We start from the raw sequence: 24467 nt of genomic DNA on the forward strand, positions 1-24467 counted from the left end.
GCGTCGATCCACGCCGATCCTTTCATCTCTTCCACCCATGCGCGGAGGTGAATCCAAGGCGGCACAACTGTCTTGCAGCCCCAAGGGTCCCGCATGCAGCCCCCATTGACAGCGCTTTCTGCTGCCCCTAAGTTGCCGCGAAGTTACCGGTAAGAGCTCGAAAGTTTCGGTTCCGCGTCCCATGCCACGGGAGGCCCGAGCATGAGCACGTCCACCACGTCGGCCCCACCGCCGGGCACCCAGGACCCACCGCCGGCCAGAGCCGCACCCCGTCGCCGTACGCGGAAGACCGCGCGCACCGGCTGGCGGCGGGCGCTGCGCCGCGACTGGCAGCTGTACTCGCTGGCGATCCTGCCGCTGCTGTTCTTCCTGGTCTTCCGCTATCTGCCGATGATCGGCAACGTGATCGCCTTCCGGCGCTTCGAGCCGGGCGGCTCGATCTTCGGCGAGCAGTGGGTGGGGCTGCGCTATGTGCGCATGTTCCTCACCGACCCCACCTTCTGGCAGGTGTTCCGGAACACCCTGTGGCTCGGCGGACTGACGCTCGTCTTCTGCTTCCCGATCCCGATCGTGCTGGCGCTGCTGCTCAACGAGGTGCGCCGGCGGTCCCTGAAGCGGTTCGTGCAGTCGGTGTCGTACCTTCCGCACTTCCTGTCGATCGTGATCGTCGCGGGCATCACGATGCAGATGCTCGCCACGGACGGCCCGGTCAATCATGTGCTGGGCTGGCTCGGGCACGAGCCGATCCGGTTCATCCAGGAACCCGAGTGGTTCCGCACCATCTACGTCGGCTCGGAGATCTGGCAGACCGCCGGCTGGGGCACGATCCTCTACCTCGCCGCGCTCACCACGATCGACGAGGACCTGTACGAGGCCGCGCGCATCGACGGCGCCAACCGCTGGCAGCAGATCTGGCACGTCACCCTGCCCGGCATCCGCCCCACCATGATCACGCTGCTGATCCTCAACATCGGCACGTTCCTGGCGGTCGGCTTCGAGAAGGTCCTGCTGCTGTACAACCCGCTGACGTATCCGACCGCGGACGTGGTCTCGACGTACCTCTACCGCGCCGGTGTCGAGTCCAACAGCTTCAGCTACGCCGCCGCCATCGGCCTGTTCGAGGCGATCATCGGCCTGGTACTGATCGTGTCCGCCAACCAGCTCTCGCGCCGCACAGTGGGGACGAGCCTGTGGTGAGTGTCGACCGGCCCACGCGGGGCTACCGGGTCTTCCAGGGCGTCAACGGGGTGATCCTCACCCTGGTCGTGGTCGTCACCCTGTACCCGTTCGTGAACATCATCGCCCGCTCGTTCAGCTCGGAACGCCAGATCCGGGCCGGTGAGGTGACGCTGTGGCCCAAGGGCTTCAACCTCACCACGTACAAGATCGTGCTCCAGGACTCGATGTTCTGGCGGAACTACGGCAACACCGTGCTGTACACGGTGGTGGCCACCGCCGTCGCCATGGTCCTGACGACCTGTTACGCCTACGTCCTGTCCAAGAAGCAGCTCAAGGGGCGCGGTGTGCTCGTGGGCGTCGCCGTGTTCACCATGTTCTTCACCGGCGGCCTGATCCCCAACTACGTCCTGGTCACCAGCCTCGGCCTGAAGAACAGCGTCTGGGCGATCGCCCTCCCCAACGCCATCAGCGTCTTCAACCTCCTGGTGATGAAGGCCTTCTTCGAGAGCCTGCCCACCGATCTGGAGGAGGCCGCGCAGATCGACGGCCTGAGCACGTACGGCATCCTGCTGCGGATCGTGCTGCCCCTGTCCAAGGCGGTCGTCGCCACGATGGTGCTGTTCTACTCGGTGTCCTTCTGGAACTCCTGGTTCAGCGCGTTCCTGTACATGGACAAGACCGAGCTCATGCCGGCCACCGTCTACCTGCGCAACCTCATCTCGGGCGCCACCACGGGCGGTAACGCCGGCGCCGCCACGGAGCAGCTCAGCCAGGTCGGGGCGAACATCCAGTCGGTCACGATCGTGCTCACCGCGCTGCCGATCCTCTGCGTGTATCCGTTCGTCCAGCGCTACTTCGTCTCGGGCGTGATGCTCGGCGCGGTCAAGGGCTGACGCTCCTCCCTCATATCCGCTACGGAACAAAGGAGTCTCCGTTGAAGAACACAGGGCAGCTGTCGCGGCGCCAGATCCTCTCCGCCGCAGGCTTCATAGGCCTCGCCACCCTCACCGGCTGCGGCAGCGGCGACGACGGCGGGGACAGCAAGGACCTGTCGAAGAAGCGGAACGGTGCGATGAAGGAGTACCGCGCCGGCCAGCAGTTCAAGGCCGCCAAGCCACTGTCCTTCTCGGTCCTGCACAACAACAACCCGGTCTATCCGATGAAGGACAGCTGGCTGTTCTGGAAGGAAGTCACCAAGCGCACCGGTGTGACCCTCAAGCCGGTCGACGTCCCCCTGGTGGACTACGAGAAGAAGCGCAGCGTCCTCATCGGCGCGGGCGACGCCCCGTTCCTGATCCCCAAGACCTACCACCCGGCGGAGGTCGCGTTCGTGTCGTCGGGCGCGATCCTGGCGGTGAGCGACTACGTGCACCTGATGCCGAACTTCCAGGCGAAGGTGAAGCAGTGGCGCCTGGAGCCCGAGCTCGACTCGATCCGGCAGTCCGACGGCAAGTACTACCTGCTGCCCGGCCTGCACGAGAGGCCCAAGTCCGGGTACTCGATGTCCTTCCGCACGGACGTCCTCGACAAGCTGGGCCTGTCCCTGCCCACCAACTGGGACGAGGTGTACACCGTCTTCAAGGCGATCAAGGAGGAGTACCCCGACCGCTACCCCTTCTCCGACCGCTGGAGCACCAACACCCCGTTCCCCGTGGCGGCCCTGCTCAGCTACCTCGGCCAGGCGTACGGCGTCCAGGCGGGCTGGACGTACAACAACATCAGCTTCGACACCAAGGCGCAGGAGTTCGTCTTCACCGGCGCGACGGACGGCTATCGCCAGATGGTCGAGTACGTGAGAAAACTGGTCGCCGAGAAGCTGATGGACCCGGAGAGCTTCACCCAGACCGACGACGCGGCCGTGCAGAAGCTGCTCGGCGAGAAGTCCTTCGCGATCAGCGCCAACCCGCAGGAGCTGGTGCAGAACTACCGCTACAACCTGGAGAAGCAGGTCGAGGGCGCGAAGATAGAGATGGTGCCGGTGCCGCTGGGACCGGCGGGCCCGGTGGTGCTGGGCGGCACCCGCCTGGAGAACGGCGTGATGATCTCCAGCAAGGCGCTCAAGAGCGACAGCTTCGTCGCGATGATGCAGTTCGTGGACTGGCTGTGGTACTCGGACGAGGGCCAGAAGTTCTCCAAGTGGGGCGTCGAGGGCGTCACGTACACCGAGTCCGGCGGCCGGTTCCAGCTGAAGCCCGGCATCAGCCTCATGGGGTCCGACCCGGACGCCCCGAAGGACCTGCAGAAGGACTACGGCTTCTTCAACGGCGTCTTCACCTACGGCGGCAGCTGGGCGCTGGTCTCCTCCAATTTCAGCCCGGACGAGAAGAAGTTCCAGGACGCCATGGCCCAGCGCACGGAGCTGCCCGTCGATCCGGCCCACCCGCTCCAGTCCGTCGAGCAGGAACAGGCGACGCTCTGGGACACACCGCTGCGGGACCACGTCACCCAGAACACCCTCAAGTTCGCCCTCGGCAAGCGCCCGCTGTCCGAATGGGACGCGTACGTCACCGAGTTGAAGGCGAAGAACATGGACCAGCTCGTCGACCTCCACAACAAGGCCCACGACCGCTACAAGAAGGAGAACGGGTGATCCGTGGTCGAGGAGGAGGCGCCGACGCGGTGGGACGAACGGCGGCCGCTCGGAACGGAGCCGTGATGAGCACACCCGCACCCACCTCCACCGCCTTCGGCGGCGGCCCCCTCTCCCGGGCCGCCGCCCTGATCCACACCCTGGTCACCGTCGAGGCGCTGCTGCTCGTCGCCGCCGCACCGGGCCTGGCCGGGCTGTCGCTGTTGGAGCCCGACGCCTCCAACCTCCCCCTGGCCGCCGTATGCCTGCTGCCCCTCGGCCCGGCCCTGTCCGCCGCGCTGTACGCCCTCCACCACCGCGACCGCGACCTCACCGACCTGCACCCGGCCCGCACCTACTGGCGCGGCTGGCGCCTGAACGCCGTACCGTCCCTGAAGCTGTGGGGGCCGCTGCTCGCCTGGCTGACCGTCATCGCCTTCACCCTGACCCACTTCTCCGCCACCGGGCTGCCCGGCTGGTGGGCGGTGCTGCTCGCGGCCGTCGGAGCCGGCTCCCTGCTGTGGGGCGCGCACGCGCTCGTGCTCACCTCCCTGTTCTCCTTCCGCGCCCGCGACACCGCCCGCCTGTCCGGCCACTTCCTGCTCCGGCACGGCCGCGCCACCCTGGGCGCCGCCTCGCTGCTCGTCCTGGCGGCCGGACTGACCGCCCTGCTCACCGAGGCCCTGCCCGCCCTGCTGGCCGCCCCGCTGCTGCTCTCCCTGCTGCACAGTAGCCGCCCGGTGATCGCCGAGACCCAGGAGGACTTCACCGCATGACCGTGCCCGGTACCCCCAAGATCCCGTACGGCGGTGACTACAACCCGGAGCAGTGGCCGGAGCCGGTCTGGGACGAGGACCACCGCCTGTTCACCCGGGCCGGCATCGACACCCTCACCGTCGGCGTCTTCTCCTGGTCCCTCACCCAACCGGCCGAGGAGACCTACGACTTCACGATCCTGGACCGCGTCCTCGACCGGGCCGCCGCCGAGGGCCGCCAGGTGTGCCTGGCCACCGGAACCGCCGCCCTCCCGCCCTGGCTCGCGAAGAAGTACCCCGACGTGAACCGCACCGACTTCGAGGGCCGCCGCCACCGCTACGGCCAGCGCCACAACTTCTGCCCCAGCTCACCGGCGTACCGCCGCCTCGCGACGCAGATGGCCGGTCGGCTCGCCGAACGGTACGCACAGCACCCGGCGTTGCTCGCCTGGCACATCAACAACGAGTACGGCGGCACCTGTTACTGCGACCTGTGCGCCGAGGCGTTCAGGGAATGGCTCCGGGACAAGTACGCCACCCTCGACGCCCTCAACGACGCCTGGTGCACCACCTTCTGGTCCCACGGCTACACCGCCTGGGAAGAGATCGAGCCCCCGAACGCCCTCACCGAACACTGGCGCGGCCCCGACCACACCGCCTTCCAGGGCACCACTCTCGACTACTTCCGCTTCACCACCGACGCCCTGCTCGGCTGCTTCCTCGCCGAGAAGGAGGTGATCCGCGCCCATGACCCGGACACGCCCGTCACCACCAACTTCATGGGCATGTTTCGCCCCCTCGACTACCACCGCTGGGCGCCTCACCTCGACTTCGCCTCCTGGGACAGCTACCCGCCCCTCGACGCCCCGCCGACCTGGCCCGCCCTCGCCCACGACCTGATGCGCGGCCTGAAGGACGGCGCCCCCTTCTGGCTGATGGAGCAGACCCCGTCCACGACCGCCTGCCGTGACGTCAACCCGCTGCGCAGGCCGGGGGAGTTGCGCCTCGCCACCTTCCAGGCGATCGCCCACGGAGCCGACGCCGCGCTCTACTTCCAGATGCGCGCCTCGCGCGGAGCCTGCGAGAAGTACCACGGGGCGGTCATCGGCCACGCGGGCCGCGACGACACCCGTGTCTTCCGGGAAGTCGCCGAGCTGGGACGGGAATTGGAGCTCCTGGGCTCCAGCACCCTCGGCGCCCGGACCCCCGCCCGCACCGCCCTGGTCTTCGACTGGGACAGCTGGTGGGCCCTGGAGATCTCCGACGGCCCCTCCCGGCTGGTCAAGTACCAGGAGGTGGTCCACGCCTACTACCGGGCCGCCCGCGAGGCCGGCGCCGACGTCGACGTGATCCCGCAGACCGCCGACCTCACCCCCTACGACGTGGTCCTCGCCCCCGCCCTCCACATGATCAAGGGCGACCTGGCCACCCGCCTCGAAGCCGTCGCCGCACGCGGCGGCACCGTCCTCACCACCTTCCTCTCGGGCCGCGTCGACGAACACGACCGAGCCTTCCTCACCGACGTGCCCGGCCCGCTCGCCCCCCTCATGGGCGTCCGCGTCGACGAATGGGACTCCCGCCCGCCGGAGTTCGTCCAGACCGTCCCCGAGCTGGAGGCTCAGGCACGGCTCGTCTTCGAGATCGTGCTGCCCCGAGGCGCCGAGCCGGTCGCCACGTACGGCACCGACTTCTACGCGGGCACCCCCGCCGTGACCAGGAACCGCTACGGCGACGGCGAGGGCTGGTACGTCGCCACAGCTCTCGACCAGTCAGGTGTCGACCAGGTGGTACGGCGTGTCCTGGCCCGCCACGACCTGATCGGCCCGTACACCGAGCACCCGGGCCTGGAGACCGCGACCCGCGTCACCGCCGACGGCACTCGACTCCTCTTCCTCCTCAACCACGCCCCCGAGCCGGCCCGCCTGACCGCCCACACCACCGCCACCGACCTGCTGACCGGCAAGCGGGTCGAGGAGGGCGAACCCCTGACCCTCGATCCGCTGGGCACGGCGATCCTGCGCCTTCAGTAGATGGTGCGGCGGTATGCGTCCGGCACCCCCGACTTGCGAAAGAAGTAGCTGTTGACCTGATCGCGCCATTCGCGGGCACTGCGGAGCTGTTCCTCGAACCGCTCCGCAACCCGCGCGTGGCGCGCCGGATCGACCAGGCCCGCCAGCGACGCCCATACCTCCCGGGCCTCCTCCACCTCCGCCACGCCCTCGAAGTGCGTGTCGTAGATGTGCTGGATCACCGTCTTCCCACTCTTCAGCATGTGCCCGTACGACACGTGGTGGAAGAACAGCAGCAGCTCGTCGGGGCAGGTGTCCGGCGACTCGTACAGCTCGGCCCACGGCTTGGCGTACTGCCCCGCGTACCCGGTGCCGGTGGAGCAGCTGCGATCGACCCCGACCCCGTCCCGGTCGGCGAAGTGATAGGTCCCCCACGGGCTGTACTCGTATCCGTCCACGCTCGGCCCGTAGTGGTGCCCCGGCTGCACCATGAAGCCCACCCCGAGCGGGGCGGTGTACTTCTCGTACGTCCGCCAGGAACCGTCGAGCACGGCGTGCAGCCCCGCCGCCGGACCCGTCCCGAAGGTGAGCCGGATCCACTCGTCGAGAACGCCGTCCGGATCCGCGTCCGGCTGCCAGGCCAGCCGCCCGAAGGTGTAGAGGTTCGCCTGGGCCAGCGGATGCCCGGTCCAGAACGGGTCGTCGCCGACATTGGACACGGCCACGAGCCCGCCCGCCAGCTCCCCGACGCTCGCCTCCCCGTCCGGCCGGAACCGCAGCACCTCGCTCCACATGGGCCCCAGCCAGCAGACATGCCGCTGCTGCCCGGTGTACTCCTGCGTGGCCTGCATCTCCACCGCCAGCCGCGTGCGCGGCATCGCCCCGATCAGCGGGGACACCGGCTCCCGTACCTGGAAGTCCATCGGCCCGTGCTTCACCTGGAGCACGGCGTTGGAAGCGAACCGGCCGTCCAGCGGCACGAAGTGGTCGTACGCGGCCCGGGCCCGGTCGGTCGACCGGTCCCGCCAGTCCTGGCGGTGGTTGTAGACGAAGGCCCGCCAGTGGACGGTGCCGCCGTACGGTGCGAGCGCGGCGGCCAGCGTGTTCGCCCCGTCGGCGTGGCTGCGGCCGTACGCGAACGGCCCCGGCCGGCCCTCGGAGTCCGCCTTGACGACGTAACCGCCGAAGTCCTCGATCTCCTCGTACACCCGCCGCGTGGTCTCGGCCCACCAGGCGCGCACCGATGCGTCGAGCGGATCGGCCGTGTCCAGCCCGCCGAGCACCATGGGCGCGGCGAAGCTCACCGACAGGTGTGTCCTGATGCCGTACGGCCGCAACGCGCCCGCGATCTCGGCGACTTCGCCGATCCGGTCCGTGAGCAGGTGTGCCTCGGTCTCGTGCACGTTGACGTTGTTCACCGCCACGGCGTTGATTCCACAGGCGGCCAGCAGCCTGCCGTACGCCCGCACCCGCTCCAGGTCGCCGCGCGCCCGCCCGTCCCGCCAGAACAGCGACCCGCCGGCGTATCCGCGCTCCACCTGCCCCATGACCGGGTGCATGGCCACGTTGTCCCAGTGGTCCAGCATCCGCAGCGCCAGTGCCGGACGGTGTACCTCCTGCGGGCGCTCACCCGTGAAGGCGTCCTCGCCGAACCGTACGACATGGAAGAACCCGTACAGGAGCCCGGCCTGTCCCGACGCGGTGACCGTCGTACTGCCGCCCTCGCGCTCGTACGTGAACGCCTCGGTGTCATCGGTGCCCGTCAGCTCCAGCACCAGGTCGTACGAAGGAGCGCCCGGCTCGGCGTCGCGAACTACACGACCACCGAACCGGGCGCAAGCGTCCGCCACTTCCCCGTGGACCGTCTCCACCAGCGGGCCCGATCCTCGGATCAGGGTCCGGCGGCCGCCGATCGCCCGGAAGGCCGCCGACGGCAGCCAGGCCGGGTCGACACCCTCGGGCGGGACGGGCACGGGAAGCGGCATGAGACCCCCCAACTCGGCTGCTCAGGCGAGCAGTTCGACCTCGGACACCACCGCCTCGCCGTCGACGACCAGACGGTACTTCTCGTAGTTACCCGGGGCCCTCACCGAGAACGCACGTGTTTGTCGGTCCCACGCGAAGGACTCCGCGAGGCCGCCGCGGCAGCCGTACGGTTTGCTGAGGCCTGTCCTGAGGGTCGGTAAGGCGTAGCCCCCACGGGGCATATCATCTGGGGCATGAGGCTAGGGGTGGTCACCGGCATGGACATTCACGCCGGGGTATACGGACGTCAGTCCTCCAGGCGGGGGAACAAGAGCGAGATCTCCACGGAGGACCAGCTCAAAGAGGGAGTGAGCCGTGCGCGAATGATGAACGCCGCTCGCATCGCCACGTATGAGGACCTGGGAATCAGCGCGTTCTCCGGCGAGGAGCGGCCCGACTTCGACCGCATGATCGCGGACTGTCGGACGGGCCGCCTCAACGTGATCATCGTGTACTACGTCTCGCGGTTCTCCCGCCTGGAGGTCGCTGACTCGCTCCCCGTCGTGATGGAACTCCTGAACATGGGCGTGACCATCGTGAGCATCACGGAGGGCACGTTCAAGCGGGACAACATCATGGACCTCATCCACCTGATTTTCCGGTTGGATGCGGCACACCAGGAGTCCAAGAACAAGTCCATTGCGGTCAAGCGCGCCAAGGCCACCGCCAAGGAGCTGGGCGGCTGGTCCGGCCCTGCTCCCTACGGCTTCGAGACCTATGAGGAGGTTGTGACCAGGGTTGGTGAGGACGGAAAGACCCGCTCCCTGGTGATCAAGAAGCTCCGCCCCAACACGGAAGAGTGCACCGTAGTCGCGTCCCACGTGTTCGGCCCTGTCGTCGACTACATGGACAAGCCCTATGACCCTGGGTACATGAAGTTCCACCCCGGATCCATCTCCGGCGTCACCACCAACATGAACCGCCTCTCCATCCCCACTCGCGGAGCAAAAGTCGGGAAAGAACGGGCAGGCAGTCAGTGGGACCGGAAGACGGTCGCGCGCATCCTCCAAGATCCCCGGTTCATCGGGTTCGCCGCTGAGTCGGTGTACGACAAGGAAGGCAAGGGCCGGAAGGTGACCGGGTACCGCATCCTCCGAGATGAGGAGGGCCAACCCATCCGACTCTGGGACCCCGTCATCGATCCGGCAGACTTCTGGCGCGTCCAGGATTGGCTCCAGGACCGAAAGGGCGCCAAGGGCAACGCCCGAGGAGGCTCCCTCCTGTCCGGCCTGGGGGTCGGACGCTGCCTCTGCGGGGCCACGTTCGGGCAGACCCGGTTCCCACCCACCAAGACGTACCCGGAGGGCCAGCGGGCCTACCGGTGCACCCGGGGCCAGGGCGTCACGGACGTCCACAAGGGCGCGGTGGTCATCTCCATGGACGCCCTGGACGACTACGTGGCCAGCCGCATCTTCGCTCTCATCCGGGCCGCTGAGGACGATGAGGAGGCCGCTCTGGTCCTCGTGGAGGTCACCAGACGGTATGCGAGGACCCAGGAGAACCCCGAGACGGCCGGAGAACGATCGGCCGTCCTGACAGAACGTGCAGAGCTCCGCCAAGACCTCGAGGAGTTGTACGACGAACGGGATGCCGGAGGCTTCCGGACGGAGGTTGGGCGCCGGAGGTTCCTCAAGTCGGAGGCGGGCCTGGCCGACCGGCTCGAGACCCTGGACAAGCGCATGGCGGAGCTGGAGGCCGCTGAGGATCCCAAGCTCCCCCTCCACCAGTGGCAGGCGTGGGCCCAGGACCCAGTGGGGGAGGGGAGCTGGTGGTCACGCCAGACACTGGAGGAGAAGCGGGAGTTCGTGAAGCTCTGGGTCAAGTGCATCACGATCAAGCCACTGGCACGGACCAGGGTGGCGGAGCCGATCCACCAGCGGGTGGTCATCGAGTGGCACAAGCTCACGGAGGAGCTGGACCTGGTGGCGTAGTCACTTACTGAGCTCTTTCAGCGTTGCCGCTCCAGGGTGAGGATGGCGGCGGAGATTGACGACAGGCGGTTCGGGCTGCACCACGCCCCGCGGAAGATCCGCCACGACTTCAGTCGTGCAACGCCGCGCTCGACCGGCGCCAGCGCTGCGGACAGCGCGCGGTTGACGGCTTGCTGGGTTGGCGTGAGGTCGCGGCCGGGCGGGCGTCTCTGAGGGCGTCTCCCACGGGCCGGCTCACATGCGGGCGCGGTCGGCGAGGACCGGGACGCCTTGGCGTTCGCAGATCCGGATGATCCGGTGGGTGCGGGCTGCGGTCAGGTCGTGCGCTCGGCCGGGAGGCGTGGGCGGGATCCACAGCAGCCGGCCCTAAGGAGGACGTAGTTGGGATCGGTCTCGCGCGGCACCTTGAGCAGGCCCGGTGCACGGTCGGCGAGCAGGCTGATCATCGCGGTGGTGTAGGCGTGAGCGGTGCCAGTCACCCTCGCGGGTGACGATGAGCATGGTGACCCACTCGACCAGGGCATGGGGCAGGTCGAATGCGGCAGGATAGGGAACCAACAGGGCTCCTGTGCCGGTGGTTGAGACTTCGAACACCTCCCTCAACGGCACGGGAGCCTTGTCCGTTGCGGACACCGACGCCATCAGGATCAGTGGCCACGCTGAAAGAGCCAGATGTGATTCAAGCGTGCAGTGATGTCAAGTGTGTCGCCTGTGGCATTCGGGCTTTATGTCACGGATTTTTCCGGCGCGCGACGCACAGGCCGCTCATATTTCCGCGAGGTCTCAACTCGGAAAAGACCCGCGGCCAACCTTGCATTCGATCTTGCTCCGGCACCGATAAATGGACTATACCTGTCGGCACTTCACACGATCCGCACGTCACGCTCCACTTCATGATCCACTTTTCTGCACGACCCTGCTTGACCTGACCGCGGTGCCGGGAAAGATCCGGTTCACCGCCTGAGTCCTGGAGAAGGCGAGGACTTGAGCATGGGATCCACTTCCGCCGAGAACAACGGCACCGGTGGTGTAGGCCGCCGCGATCTGATCAAGCGGTCCGCCGCGCTGGGCCTGATCTCCGTCCCCACCATGAGTTTCCTGTCCGCGTGCGCCAGCAGTGGCGGCGACGACAGCGGCGACAAGGCCAAGGCGGGCGCGAAGACCGCGAAGAACCCGCTCGGCGTGAACGAGACCGCGGGGATGGAATTCGTCCTGTTCGACGGCGGCTTCGGCAAGGAGTACGCCGAGGACGCCGTGAAGATCTACGAGAAGAACTTCCCCAAGGTCAAGGTGAAGTTCTCGGCCACCCAGAAGATCCAGTCCACCCTGCAGCCGCGCTTCAACCAGGGCACCCCGCCCGACCTCATCGACAACTCCGGCGCCGAGCAGATGGACATGGGCGTCCTGGCCGGCAAGAGCCAGCTCGCCGACCTCACCCCGCTCCTCGACGCCCCGTCCTACGACGACCCGAACAAGAAGGTCCGCGACACGCTGCGCCCCGGCATCGTGGAGATGGGCCAGCTGGACGGCGACCCGGTCTGGATCATGTACTACGCCTACACGGTGTACGGCGTCTGGTACTCGCAGAAGGCCCTGGACTCGCTGGACGAGCAGTACCCCGAGACCTGGGACCAGATGCTGGCGGTCTGCGAGAAGGCCAGGAAGAAGGGCATGGCGGGCTGGACGTACGCGGGTAAATACCCGTACTACCTGCCCTTCTCGCTCTACCCGATGATCGGCAAGGTGGGCGGCGCCGAGGTCCTCGACGCCATCGACAACCTGGAGCCGAACGCCTGGAAGCACCCGGCGGTCAAGGCGTGTTTCGAGGCCTACTACGAGCTCTACAAGAAGGGTTACGTCCTCAGGGGCACCCCCGGTCTGGACCACATCCAGTCCCAGACCGCGTGGGCCAAGGGCAAGGCGCTGTTCATCCCGAACGGCTCCTGGGTGGAGAACGAGTCGGCGAACGTCATCCCGAAGGACTTCGACCTGGCCGTCTCCGCGCCCACCGGCATCGACTCCTCCGACAAGCTGCCCTTCGGCACCATCTGGGCCTCCGGCGGTGAGCCCTTCATCGTCCCGGCCAAGGCGAAGAACGGCACCGGCGGCATGGAGCAGCTGCGCATCATGCTCAGCGAGGCGTCCTCGAAGAACTTCACCAGCAAGGTCAAGTCGCTCACCGCCTACAACGGCGGCACCGACGGCATCACCCTCACTCCCGGTCTCAAATCCGGAGTCGCGGCGCTGGAAAAGGCCGGCGACAACGTGGTGAATCCGCGTATGCAGGACTGGTACGTGCAGTTGCAGAAAGAGAAGATCGGTGTGTCCGGCCTCGGCGAGATGATGGCCGGCCGTCTCACTCCGGCCGAGGCCATCAAGAAGATCCAGGCCTTCGCCGACGAGACCGCCAAGGACACGTCGATCAAGCACTACAAGCACCAGTAACCGGCAATTCTCACGGCACCGGAGAAGCGATGCAGCACGGCAAATACCGGTTCATCGTGGGGTTTTTGTCCTTGCCCCTGGGACTGTATGCGCTCTTCGTGGTCTGGCCTTTCATCCAGTCCATCTACTACTCGTTCACGGACTGGACCGGCCTGAGCCCCGAATTCAAGATGGTCGGCCTGGACAATTACCGGAGGATGCTGGACGACGAGATCTTCTGGAAGTCCTTGCAGCACAGCTTGATGTTCGCGGTCCTGCTGCCGCTGGTGACGATCAGTCTGGCGCTGTTCTTCGCCTTCATGATCAATGTCGGCGGCCGGAGAAGGAAGGGCGGCCCGGTCATTTCCGGTGTCCGGGGCTCTTCCTTCTACAAGATCGTCTACTTCTTCCCGCAGGTGCTCTCGATCGCGATCGTCGCTCTGCTGTTCGCTTTCGCGTACAACCCGGACAGCGGTGCCATCAACTCGTTCCTGCGCGGGATCGGGCTCGACAGCATCCAGCCGCTGTGGCTGGGCGACCCGAGCCTGGCCCTGTGGTGCGTGATGGCCGTGCTGGTGTGGTCCACGGTCGGCTTCTTCGTGGTGCTGTTCTCCGCCGGCATGGCCTCCATCCCGGCGGACCTGTACGAGGCCGCGCTGCTCGACGGCGCCGGACGCGCCACGACCTTCTTCCGGATCACCCTGCCGCTGCTGTGGGACACCGTGCAGTCCGGCTGGGTCTACATGGGCATCCTCGCCCTGGGCGCCGAGTCGTTCGCGGTCGTACAGATCATGACGACCGGGCCCGGCGGTCCCGACTACTCGACCACCGTCATGGTCCTGTACGTGTACCAGAAGGCGTTCCGTGACGGGCAGGCCGCCTACGCCACCACCATCGGCGTCGCCCTGCTCGTCGTCACGCTGGCCTTCGCCGCCGTGGTGATGCGGCTGGGCCGGCGCGAGCGGCTGGAGTACTGATCAGATGAAGACGACCGAGACCCCCGCTCCCGTACCGGCCGAATCCGGTGCGCCCGTCGCCAAGGTCGACGCCCCGGCCGGCCCGCCCCCCAAGGAGAAGAAGGAGGGCACCACCCTCAACGTCTTCTCGCACGGGATCCTGGTCCTCTGGGCGATCATGGTCGTCCTGCCGCTGCTGTGGGCTGTGATGACGTCCTTCAAGGACGACAGCTCCATCTTCGGCTCGCCCTGGTCGCTGCCGGACAAGCTGCACTTCGACAACTGGTCGCGGGCCTGGACCGAGGCCAACATGAGCGACTACTTCCTCAACACCATTCTGGTGGTGGGGGGTTCGCTCATCGGCACGCTGGTGCTCGGCTCCATGGCGGCCTATGTGCTGGCCCGCTTCGACTTCCCGGGCAACCGGTTCATCTACTACTTGTTCATCGGCGGCATGAGCTTCCCGATCATGCTGGCGCTGGTCCCGCTGTTCTACGTCGTGAACAACATGGGCCTGCTGAACACGATCCACGGCCTGATCCTGGTCTACATCGCCTACTCGCTGCCGTTCACGGTGTTCTTCCTGACCGCGTTCTTCCGCACCCTGCCGACCTCGGTCGCGGAGGCGGCCTTCGTGGACGGCGCCTCGCACTCCCGGACGTTCTTCCAGATCATGCTCCCGATGGCCAGGCCCGGCCTGATCAGCGTGGGGATCTTCAACTTCCTCGGGCAGTGGAACCAGTACATGCTGCCGACGGTGCTCAACACCGACCCGGACAAGCGCGTCCTCACCCAGGGGCTGGTGCAGCTCGCGGTCAGCCAGGGGTACAAGGGTGACTGGTCGGGCCTGTTCGCGGGCCTGGTCATGGCGATGCTGCCGGTGCTCGCCGCGTACATCGTCTTCCAGCGACAGGTGGTGCAGGGACTCACCGCTGGGGCGCTCAAGTAGGGCCCGGCCCCCCGCCCGCAGGGGCGCCGCACCCGGCTTAAGGGCCTGTCCGGCGGATCATGCCGCAGACGCGGGGTCGCAGTGACACTAGCCTCCCCCACTCTCGGCTTCGCTGGAGCGGGGGGACCCCCATCGCGTCGCCCGCCGCGGCAGCGGCTGATGTCACAGCCTCCTCCGCCTTGCAGCTGGACGCTCCCCCACGCTCGAACACACTCGCGCGGGGGCACCCCCATCGCCCCCGCTCACCGGCGTTCATTGGGCGCCGCCGATTTCCTGCGACCTGATCCGCCGGACAGGCCCTAGGCGCGGCGCTCCATCGCTGTGTGCAAAGACGCGGATGCAGTTCAACCTCTTGACGGGAGGGGACCCGAACGGCTCAGCTTAGAGTTCACTAGTTGGACATATACGGGGCCTCGTCGAAGCGGTCCCGTGCGCAGGAGGTCGTCGTGGAGACTCCAGGGTCGCAGTCGTCGCTGCACCGAGCCAACCTGGAGCGGGTCGTCCGAGCCGTGCGGCTGGCCGGGTCGCTCACGCAGGCGGAGATCGCGCGGACGACGGGCCTGTCCGCGGCGACCGTGTCCAACATCGTGCGCGAGCTCAAGGACGGCGGAACCGTCGAGGTCACGCCCACATCGGCGGGCGGACGCCGGGCCCGCAGCGTCTCCCTGAGCGGGGACGCCGGCATCGTCATCGGCGTCGACTTCGGGCACACCCATCTGCGGGTGGCGGTCGGCAACCTCGCCCACCAGGTGCTCGCCGAGGAGGCCGAGCCGCTGGACGTGGACGCCTCCGCCGCGCAGGGCTTCGACCGGGCGGAACAACTGGTCACCCGGCTGATCGAGGCCACCGGGGTGGACCGCACCAAGATCGCCGGCGTGGGCCTGGGCGTCCCCGGCCCGATCGACGTCGAGTCCGGCACGCTGGGCTCGACCGCCATCCTGCCCGGCTGGACCGGCACCAAGCCCGCCGAGGAGCTGCGCGGGCGGCTCGGCGTGCCGGTGCACGTGGACAACGACGCCAACCTCGGCGCCCTCGGCGAGCTGGTCTGGGGCAGCGGCCGGGGGGTGCGGGACCTGGCGTACATCAAGGTCGCGAGCGGTGTCGGCGCGGGCCTGGTGATCAACGGCAAGATCTACCGGGGCCCCGGCGGCACAGCGGGGGAAATCGGACATATTACGCTCGACGAATCCGGCCCTGTCTGCCGCTGCGGGAACCGCGGCTGCCTGGAGACCTTCGCGGCCGCGCGCTACGTACTGCCGCTGCTCCAGTCCAGCCACGGCACCGACCTGACGATGGAGGGCGTCGTACGGCTGGCGCGGGACGGAGACCCGGGCTGCCGCCGGGTGATCGCTGACGTCGGCCGTCACATCGGCAGTGGAGTCGCCAACCTTTGCAATCTGTTGAACCCGAGCCGAGTCGTCCTCGGCGGTGATCTCGCCGAAGCCGGTGAGCTGGTGCTCGGGCCGATCCGGGAGTCCGTCGGCCGCTATGCCATTCCCAGTGCGGCGCGCCAACTCTCCATTCTTCCCGGGGCCCTTGGCGGCCGCGCCGAGGTTCTCGGAGCACTCGCGCTCGCCCTCAGTGAGATGGGTGATTCAACCCTTTTGGACAGCACGCTGCACGCTGCCACCCCTGCCTTCACTTAGAAAACGGATGGCACCGTTGCCAACCCGTTAAGGATTTACTTCTTGACGTCGCACGTATGGCCGAGTTGACTTCCAGCCACCTCGGTCGCAATGTCGCGGCCTCGTCAGGGAGGTTTCTAAGTGAACACGCGTATGCGTCGCGCCGCCGTTGCTGTTGTGGTCTCGGCCCTCGCCTTCTCGGCCGCCGCTTGCGGCAAGGCCGGTGGCGACGATTCGGACAGCAGTGGCAGCTCGGACACCAAGTCGATAGGCCTGCTGCTGCCCGACAGTGTCACCACTCGGTACGCCAAGTTCGACAAGCCGTACTTCGATGACAAGGTCAAGGCGCTCTGCGCCGACTGCAAGCTGGAGTACGCCAACGCGGCGGGCAGCGCGGCCACCCAGGCCCAGCAGGTCAGCAGCATGATCACCAAGGGCGTCAAGGTCATCGCGATCAGCGCCGTGGACTCCGCCGCCATCAAGTCGTCCATCCAGGCCGCCGTCGACAAGGGCATCAAGGTCATCGCCTACGACCGTCTCGCCCAGGGTCCCGTCTCCGCGTACGTGTCCTTCGACAACGAAAAGGTCGGCGAGCTTCAGGGCCAGTCCCTGCTCGACGCCATGGGCGCCAAGGCCACCCCGAAGTCCAAGGTCGTCATGATCAACGGTCTGGCCTCCGACCCGAACGCCGGGCTGTTCAAGAAGGGCGCCCACAAGGTCCTCGACGGCAAGGTCGACATCGCCTACGAGCAGGCCGGCGACTGGGACGACAAGATCGCCGCCCAGAAGATGTCCGCCGCCATCACGCAGCTGGGCGCGAAGAACATCGCGGGCGTCTACTCCGCCAACGACGCCATGGCCGGCGGCATCGCCACCGTCCTCAAGGGCGCCGGGATCAGCGACATCCCGCTGACCGGTCAGGACGCGGAACTCACCAGCATCCAGCGGATTCTCGCCGGCACCCAGTCAAGCACCATCTACAAGGCGTACAAGCCGGAGGCCGAAGCGGCCGCCCAGCTGGCCGTCAACCTGCTTGAGGACAAGAGCATCGACTCCCTGGCCACCACGAAGCAGACCAGTGGTTCCGGCGACGAGGTGCCCTCGCAGCTGCTGACCCCGGTCACGCTCACCAAGGACAACATCAAGGACACGGTGGTCAAGGACAAGCTCTACACCGTCGCCGAGATCTGTGCCGGGGCCTTCGCCGCCAGTTGCAAGACCGCCGGTCTGCAGTAGTCGCCGCCCCCAGGGGCAGGTCGCAGAGCCTGTCCGGTGCCCGCCCCACCTCCAGACCCCGCTGCGGGGCGGGCACCGGACGGAAGACATGACGCACGCACCCGTTGCCAACTGGCATCGGCCGTGCGCATGTTCCTCTTGTCAATCGATGCTTCTTGTCAATCGATGCTTCGAGCACAACTTTCCGCGCGTTCCCCCAAGCGCGGCATCCCCGCCGGTCAGGCGGCGAAGGAGATGGTTCACGTGTCCGCTACGCCCGTGTTGGCGTTGCGCGGAGTCTCCAAGCGATTCGGTGCGGTGCAGGCCCTCACCGATGTCGAACTGGAGGTTCACGCCGGAGAAGTCGTCGCCCTGGTCGGCGACAACGGCGCAGGAAAGTCCACCCTGGTCAAGACGATCGCGGGTGTGCACCCCATCGATGAGGGCGTCATCGAGTGGGAGGGCAAGCCGGTCAGCATCGACAAGCCGAACGACGCCCAGGGACTGGGCATCGCGACCGTCTACCAGGACCTCGCGCTGTGCGACAACCTCGATGTCGTCGGCAACCTCTACCTCGGTCGGGAACTGCTGCGCCGCGGCATCATCGACGAGGTGACGATGGAGAAGAACGCCCGCGAGCTGCTGGCCACGCTCTCCATCCGCATCCCGAGCGTGCGCATCCCGATCGCGAGCCTCTCCGGTGGCCAGCGCCAGGTTGTCGCCATCGCCCGCGCCCTGATCGGTGACCCCAAGGTCGTCATCCTCGACGAGCCCACCGCCGCCCTGGGCGTCGAGCAGACCGCGCAGGTCCTCGACCTCGTCGAGCGGCTGCGCGAGCGGGACCTCGGCGTCATCCTCATCAGCCACAACATGGCCGACGTCAAGGCGGTCGCGGACACCGTCGCCGTCCTGCGCCTGGGCAAGAACAACGGGTCCTTCTCGGTGAAGGACACCACCCACGAAGAGATCATCGCCGCGATCACCGGTGCCACGGACAACGCCGTGACCCGTCGTGCGGGGCGCACCACGGAGGCGGCAAAGTGAGTGACACGTCCAAGACCGTGAAGCAGGAACCGGAGCCGGTGTCCCAGCAGACCGTCGCCCCGGCGGACGACCCCACGGCCGCACCGGTCACCGTCGTCGACCCGCGTCTGCTGATCCGCGAAGAGGGCCTGAAGGGCTACTGGACCGAGTTCAAGCGGAAGTTGAAGGGCGGCGAGCTCGGCTCCCTGCCGGTCGTCGTCGGCCTGATCGTCATCTGGACGATCTTCCAAGTGCAGAACGACCGGTTCCTCAGCGCCGAGAACCTGTCCAACATCAGCTTCTACCTGTCGGCCACCGGCATGCTCGCCATCGGCCTGGTGTTCGTGCTGCTGCTCGGCGAGATCGACCTGTCCGTCGCCTCCGTCAGCGGCCTCGCGTCCACCCTGTTCGCCGTGTTCGTGGTCAATCACGACATGAACGCCTGGCTCAGCCTGGTCCTGACCGTCCTGATCGGGGTCGGCGTCGGTACGCTGCACGGCTGGTTCTTCGCCAAGATCGGTGTACCGGCCTTCGTGGTGACGCTGGCCGGCTTCCTCGGCTGGAACGGCCTGATGCTGTGGCTGCTCGGCTCGACCGGCACCATCAACATCCCGGACACCGGCCCGGTGCACCTCCTCGGGCAGCGCTCCTTCTTCATGGACCAGGCCATCATCGGCGCCTACCTGCTGGCCGGACTCGGGGTCGCCTCCCTGCTCGCCGGCTCGCTCATCGAGCAGCGCCGCCGCAAGGCCGCCGGGGTGCCCTTCCGTACCACCGGCGAGATCGCTCTGCGCGTCGGCGCGCTCGCCGTGGCCGCGTTCGTCGCCGCATACGTCCTGAACTCCTCCGCCGGTGTGTCCAACGCGCTGGTGATCTTCCTCGCCTGCCTGGTGATCGTGGACTTCGTGCTGCGGCGTACGCCGTTCGGCCGCAAGGTGTTCGCGGTCGGCGGCGGGGTCGAGGCGGCGCGGCGTGCGGGCATCAACGTGTCGCTGGTGCGGATCACCGTGTTCGCCATCGCGGGTGGGTTCGCGGCGATCGGCGGGATGTTCTTCGCCGGGCAGACGCAGAGTGCGTCGCTGACGTCGGGCGGCGGCAACACGCTGATGCTGGCGATCGCCGCCGCCGTCATCGGCGGTACGAGCCTCTTCGGTGGGCGCGGGTCCGTGTGGTCGGCGCTGCTGGGCATGCTGGTGATTCAGTCGATCCAGACGGGTCTTGACCTGCTGAACATGAACACCTCGATCCAGTACATGATCACCGGCGCGGTGCTGCTGGGTGCGGTCGTCATCGACTCCGTCTCCCGCAAGAGTCAGAAGGCGGCGGGGCGCGCGTAGCCCCTTGGCGTGCTGCGGTTCCGCCCTTTGAAAGAACCCGTGCCCGGTACCGATCGCGGTGCCGGGCACAGTCATGTCGTAAGTGCGGCCCATCTTGGGTACAGCCGACGCGTGATGTACGACGCACCGCCCGGGCGCCGTTCGCAAAGGCGGAACATTAGACTCAACAAGCCCGGAAACAGCTCGATCAGCTCTACTGCAAGGAGGCACGGGTGCCGCTGCTGACCCGCATCAGGGGACCGCGTGATCTGGACCGGCTCAGCCTGGAGCAGCTGGACCAGCTGGCAGAGGAGATCCGGACCTTCCTCGTCGACGCCGTCTCCAAGACCGGCGGCCACCTCGGCCCCAACCTCGGTGTGGTCGAGCTCACCATCGCCCTGCACAGGGTGTTCGACTCGCCCAAGGACAAGGTGCTCTGGGACACCGGTCACCAGTCCTACGTGCACAAGCTGCTCACCGGCCGTCAGGACTTCTCCAAGCTGAAGAAGAAGGGCGGCCTGTCCGGCTATCCCTCGCAGGCCGAGTCCGAGCACGACGTCATCGAGAACAGCCACGCGTCGACGGTCCTGGGGTGGGCCGACGGCATCGCGAAGGCCAACCAGATCCTCGAACGCGACGACCACGTGGTCGCCGTGATCGGTGACGGCGCCCTGACCGGCGGTATGGCCTGGGAGGCCCTCAACAACATCGCCGACGCCAAGGACCGCCCGCTGGTCATCGTCGTCAACGACAACGAGCGGTCGTACGCCCCCACCATCGGCGGCCTCGCGAACCACCTGGCGACCCTGCGCACCACCGACGGCTACGAGCGGTTCCTCGCCCGGACCAAGGAGGTGCTCGAGCGCACCCCGGTCGTCGGCAGGCCGCTCTACGAGACCCTGCACGGGGCGAAGAAGGGACTGAAGGACTTCATCGCGCCGCAGGGCATGTTCGAGGACCTCGGCCTGAAGTACGTCGGGCCGATCGACGGCCATGACATCGAGGCCCTGGAGTCGGCGCTCGCGCGCGCCAAGCGGTTCGGTGGCCCCGTCATCGTGCACTGCCTGACCGAGAAGGGCCGCGGCTACCAGCCCGCCCTCCAGGACGAGGCCGACCGCTTCCACGGCATCGGCCCCATCCACCCCGACACGGGCCTGCCCATCAAGGCCTCGGGCGCCGACTGGACCTCCGTCTTCGGCGAGGAGATGGTCGAACTCGGCAAGGAGCGCGAGGACATCGTCGCGATCACCGCGGCGATGCTGCAGCCGGTCGGCCTGAAGAAGTTCGCGGACGCCTTCCCGGACCGCATCTACGACGTCGGCATCGCGGAGCAGCACGGTGCCGTCTCCGCGGCGGGCCTCGCCACGGGCGGTCTGCATCCGGTCTTCGCCGTGTACGCCACCTTCCTCAACCGTGCCTTCGACCAGGTACTGATGGACGTCGCCCTGCACAAGTGCGGTGTGACGTTCGTCCTGGACCGGGCCGGCGTCACCGGCACCGACGGCGCCTCCCACAACGGCATGTGGGACATGTCGATCCTCCAGGTCGTGCCGGGGCTCCGGCTGGCCGCGCCGCGCGACGCCGACCAGGTGCGCGCGCAGCTGCGAGAGGCCGTCGAGGTCGACGACGCGCCCACCGTGGTGCGCTTCTCGAAGGGCGCCGTCGGTCCCGCCGTACCCGCTGTGGGCCGTGTGGGCGGCATGGACGTGCTGCGCGAACCCGGCACCGACACCCCCGACGTGCTCCTGGTCTCGGTCGGTGCCCTCGCCCCCATGTGCCTGGAGATCGCCTCCCTCCTCGACAAGCAGGGCATCTCCACCACCGTCGTCGACCCCCGCTGGGTCAAGCCCGTCGACGAGGCCATGGCCCCGCTCGCCGAGCGGCACCGCGTGGTCGTCACCGTCGAGGACAACTCCCGTGTCGGCGGCGTCGGCTCGACGATCGCGCAGGCCCTGCGCGACGCGGGCGTCGACGTCCCGCTGCGCGACTTCGGCATCCCACCGCGCTTCCTCGACCACGCCTCCCGCGCCGAGGTCATGGCCGAGATCGGGCTCACCGCACCCGACATCGCCCGCCAGGTCACCGGACTGGTCTCCAAGCTGGACGGCCGGTACGGCAGCACGGCCGCCCAGGTCGACTCGGTGGAGCCCGCGCGCGACTGACGCGACGCGACACGCCGAACAGCATGCCCGAACGGGCCGCGTCCCCCACTCTTCACAGTGGCGGACGCGGCCCGTTCGCGTGAATCCGCCCGCGCCGGGGCATACGGACTACGCCCCCTCTCGATCATGTCGAGGACGACACAGCGTGGGAGGTACCCGTGAGCAGCACCCTCTTCCGGACGAAGAAGGTCGAGCAGTCCATCCTCGATACCGAGGAACCAGAACACGCGCTCAAGAAATCCTTGTCCGCGCTGGATCTGACCGTCTTCGGCGTCGGCGTCATCATCGGCACCGGCATCTTCGTCCTCACCGGCACGGTGGCCAAGAACAACGCCGGACCCTCCGTCGCCCTGGCCTTCGCCGCGGCCGGCGTCGTCTGCGCGCTCGCCGCGCTCTGTTACGCCGAGTTCGCCTCCACGGTCCCGGTGGCCGGCTCCGCCTACACCTTCTCGTACGCCTCCCTCGGTGAACTGCCCGCCTGGATCATCGGCTGGGACCTGGTCCTGGAGTTCGCGCTCGGCACGGCGGTGGTCGCCGTCGGCTGGTCCGGCTACATCCAGTCGCTCATGGACAACGCGGGCTGGGAGATGCCCGCGGCGCTGGGCAGCAGAGAGGGCGCCGACGGCTTCGGCTTCGACATCCTCGCCGCCGCCCTGGTCCTGGTGCTCACCGGCATCCTCGTCCTCGGCATGAAGCTGTCCGCGCGGATCACCACGCTCGTCGTCGCCATCAAGGTGACGGTCGTCCTCGTGGTGATCATCGCGGGCGCCTTCTTCATCAAGGGCGACAACTACGACCCGTTCATCCCGAAGCCGCAGGACGTGCCGCCGGGGGAGAGCCTCCAAGCCCCGCTGATCCAGCTGTTGTTCGGCTGGGCGCCCTCCAACTTCGGCGTGATGGGCATCTTCACCGCCGCCTCCGTCGTCTTCTTCGCCTTCATCGGCTTCGACGTGGTGGCCACGGCCGCCGAGGAGACCAGGAACCCGCAGCGCGACATGCCGCGCGGCATCCTCGGCTCCCTCCTCATCTGCACGACCCTGTACGTCGCCGTGTCGATCGTCGTGACCGGCATGCAGCACTACAGCCAACTGTCCGTCGACGCGCCGCTCGCCGACGCGTTCAAGGCCACCGGGCACCCCTGGTACGCGGGATTCATCAGCTTCGGCGCGGCGGTCGGCCTGACGACCGTCTGCATGATCCTGCTCCTGGGCCAGACCCGCGTCTTCTTCGCGATGAGCCGCGACGGACTGCTGCCCCGCTTCTTCTCCCACGTCCACCCGCGCTTCAAGACCCCGCACCGCCCGACCATCCTGCTCGGCGTGGTCATCGCGATCCTCGCGGGCTTCACCCCGTTGAACGAACTCGCGGCGCTCGTGAACATCGGCACCCTGTTCGCCTTCGTGGTCGTCGCGATCGGCGTGCTCATCCTCCGCAGGACGCGCCCCGACCTGCACCGGGCCTTCCGCACGCCGTGGGTGCCGCTCATCCCGATCCTGTCGGTGTGCGCCTCGCTGTGGCTGATGCTGAACCTGCCCGCCGAGACCTGGGTCCGGTTCGGCATCTGGATGGCGGCCGGCTTCCTCGTCTACTTCCTCTACGGCCGCTCCCACAGCCGCCTCGGCCGGCAGGCGGAGACCACGGTCGGCGACGTGATGAAACCGAAGCCCGGCGACACCGAGTAACCGAGAGGATCCCTCACCGGCCCCGTATGTCCCTTTTGTTGGTGAACTGCGAGGCCGGGCAACGTGTCGGAGGGCGGCACCTTGTCACCCGGCCCAGCCGACGCCGTCAGTCCGCGCACCTCACGGCCGAACGGCCCGCGGCCCCACCACATCCGCTCCCAACTCCCGCACCCGCCCCCGCAGTTCCCGATCCGCCGTGACGACCAGAACAGGCTGCTCACCCGCACCCGCCACCAGCTCGACCATGTGATCGTCCCCACTCCCCGGCGCCGACTCCACCCGCACCCCCGGCACCGACTCCACGCCACGCGCCGCCCCCTCGACCACGAGGACGACCTCCACGGGCCCCGCGTGCCCCGGCACACCGTCCACCGCCAGCCGGTCCCGCAGCCGCTCCGCGGCCCCCCGCCGGTCCCGCCACCAACCGTCAGGTACCGACCCGACGACGTTCGCGGCGTCCACGATCACGAGCAGGGGGGAGTCGTCGTCCATACGGTCAGGGTCCCACGGCCGGTGCGCCGGAGCAGGCCGCCTCAGAGCCTGTGTCACATCCCCGGCCGGGCGCCCGCCGCCTGGCACGCACTCCCCCACTCTCGGCTCCGCTCGAGCGGGGGACCCCCATGCCGCGTTGCCGAAACGCCCACGTG

18 protein-coding genes and 1 pseudogene are annotated in these 24467 nt (G+C 67.9%); 15 read left to right on the plus strand and 4 right to left on the minus strand.

Going from position 1 to position 24467, the window contains the following annotated elements; genetic code table 11:
* Positions 1-201 precede the first annotated feature (201 nt).
* The 5 genes from Q4V64_RS39705 to Q4V64_RS39725 all read left to right on the plus strand — a co-directional run bounded on the left by Q4V64_RS39705 (position 202) and on the right by Q4V64_RS39725 (position 6533).
* Entirely contained in the window at positions 202-1197 is a 996-nt protein-coding gene (locus Q4V64_RS39705) for an ABC transporter permease subunit (RefSeq protein WP_124438582.1), read from the plus strand.
* Positions 1191-2072: a carbohydrate ABC transporter permease gene (locus Q4V64_RS39710; protein ID WP_124438581.1), complete on the plus strand. Its 882-nt coding sequence runs from the start codon at positions 1191-1193 to the stop codon at positions 2070-2072. Before Q4V64_RS39705 ends, Q4V64_RS39710 begins: the two co-directional genes overlap by 7 nt.
* Positions 2073-2113: 41 nt before the next feature.
* Positions 2114-3769, plus strand: a complete 1656-nt coding sequence (locus Q4V64_RS39715; protein ID WP_124438580.1) for an extracellular solute-binding protein — start codon at positions 2114-2116, stop codon at positions 3767-3769.
* Between the two features lie 65 nt (positions 3770-3834).
* A complete protein-coding gene (locus Q4V64_RS39720; protein ID WP_124438579.1) occupies positions 3835-4524 on the plus strand; it encodes a DUF624 domain-containing protein in 690 nt (229 codons plus the stop codon).
* Complete coding sequence (locus Q4V64_RS39725) at positions 4521-6533, plus strand: beta-galactosidase (protein WP_124438578.1); 2013 nt, start codon at positions 4521-4523, stop codon at positions 6531-6533. The genes Q4V64_RS39720 and Q4V64_RS39725 overlap by 4 nt, the downstream gene beginning before the upstream one ends.
* Here Q4V64_RS39725 and Q4V64_RS39730 read toward each other — a convergent pair.
* Both Q4V64_RS39730 and Q4V64_RS39735 read right to left on the minus strand, forming a co-directional pair.
* Positions 6527-8497: an alpha-glucuronidase gene (locus Q4V64_RS39730; RefSeq protein WP_124438577.1), complete on the minus strand. Its 1971-nt coding sequence runs from the start codon at positions 8495-8497 to the stop codon at positions 6527-6529. The two genes, Q4V64_RS39725 and Q4V64_RS39730, sit on opposite strands and share 7 nt — an antisense overlap.
* 21 nt (positions 8498-8518) lie before the next feature.
* Complete coding sequence (locus Q4V64_RS39735) at positions 8519-8719, minus strand: hypothetical protein (RefSeq protein WP_124438576.1); 201 nt, start codon at positions 8717-8719, stop codon at positions 8519-8521.
* Positions 8720-8731: 12 nt separating this feature from the next.
* Between Q4V64_RS39735 and Q4V64_RS39740 the strand changes: the two genes are divergently transcribed.
* Entirely contained in the window at positions 8732-10468 is a 1737-nt protein-coding gene (locus Q4V64_RS39740) for a recombinase family protein (protein WP_124438575.1), read from the plus strand.
* Positions 10469-10485: 17 nt separating this feature from the next.
* On the opposite strand, the pseudogene Q4V64_RS39745 reads toward Q4V64_RS39740, so the two are convergent.
* Positions 10486-11026 (minus strand): annotated as a pseudogene (locus Q4V64_RS39745) (transposase family protein).
* A gap of 432 nt (positions 11027-11458) precedes the next feature.
* Between Q4V64_RS39745 and ngcE the strand changes: the two are divergent.
* The 9 genes from ngcE (at position 11459) to Q4V64_RS39790 (ending at position 23820) form a co-directional block, all read left to right on the plus strand.
* Positions 11459-12913 carry an N-acetylglucosamine/diacetylchitobiose ABC transporter substrate-binding protein gene (gene ngcE, locus Q4V64_RS39750; RefSeq protein WP_124438574.1) on the plus strand — a complete coding sequence of 485 codons (1455 nt, stop codon included), beginning with the start codon at positions 11459-11461 and terminating at the stop codon, positions 12911-12913.
* A gap of 29 nt (positions 12914-12942) precedes the next feature.
* Entirely contained in the window at positions 12943-13869 is a 927-nt protein-coding gene (locus tag Q4V64_RS39755; protein ID WP_124438573.1) for a sugar ABC transporter permease, read from the plus strand.
* 4 nt (positions 13870-13873) lie between these two features.
* Positions 13874-14797, plus strand: a complete 924-nt coding sequence (locus Q4V64_RS39760) for a carbohydrate ABC transporter permease (RefSeq protein ID WP_124438572.1) — start codon at positions 13874-13876, stop codon at positions 14795-14797.
* A 446-nt stretch (positions 14798-15243) separates the two neighbouring features.
* Positions 15244-16443 carry an ROK family transcriptional regulator gene (locus Q4V64_RS39765; protein ID WP_124438571.1) on the plus strand — a complete coding sequence of 400 codons (1200 nt, stop codon included), beginning with the start codon at positions 15244-15246 and terminating at the stop codon, positions 16441-16443.
* A 132-nt stretch (positions 16444-16575) separates the two neighbouring features.
* On the plus strand, positions 16576-17658 hold the full coding sequence (locus Q4V64_RS39770; protein ID WP_124438587.1) for a substrate-binding domain-containing protein: 1083 nt from the start codon (positions 16576-16578) through the stop codon (positions 17656-17658).
* Between the two features lie 234 nt (positions 17659-17892).
* On the plus strand, positions 17893-18681 hold the full coding sequence (locus Q4V64_RS39775) for an ATP-binding cassette domain-containing protein (RefSeq protein WP_124438570.1): 789 nt from the start codon (positions 17893-17895) through the stop codon (positions 18679-18681).
* A complete protein-coding gene (locus tag Q4V64_RS39780; RefSeq protein ID WP_124438569.1) occupies positions 18678-19997 on the plus strand; it encodes a sugar ABC transporter permease in 1320 nt (439 codons plus the stop codon). The genes Q4V64_RS39775 and Q4V64_RS39780 overlap by 4 nt, the downstream gene beginning before the upstream one ends.
* A gap of 212 nt (positions 19998-20209) precedes the next feature.
* On the plus strand, positions 20210-22138 hold the full coding sequence (gene dxs, locus Q4V64_RS39785; RefSeq protein WP_124438568.1) for a 1-deoxy-D-xylulose-5-phosphate synthase: 1929 nt from the start codon (positions 20210-20212) through the stop codon (positions 22136-22138).
* 158 nt (positions 22139-22296) lie between these two features.
* Entirely contained in the window at positions 22297-23820 is a 1524-nt protein-coding gene (locus tag Q4V64_RS39790) for an amino acid permease (RefSeq protein WP_124438567.1), read from the plus strand.
* A gap of 120 nt (positions 23821-23940) precedes the next feature.
* Here the strand turns inward: Q4V64_RS39790 and Q4V64_RS39795 are convergent, their stop codons facing one another.
* Positions 23941-24312 (minus strand): NTP pyrophosphohydrolase, encoded by a 372-nt coding sequence (locus Q4V64_RS39795; protein ID WP_124438566.1) that lies wholly within the window; start codon positions 24310-24312, stop codon positions 23941-23943.
* Positions 24313-24467 lie beyond the last annotated feature (155 nt).

The sequence above is a fragment of the Streptomyces sp. NL15-2K genome, from assembly GCF_030551255.1.
Lineage (GTDB): Bacteria > Actinomycetota > Actinomycetes > Streptomycetales > Streptomycetaceae > Streptomyces.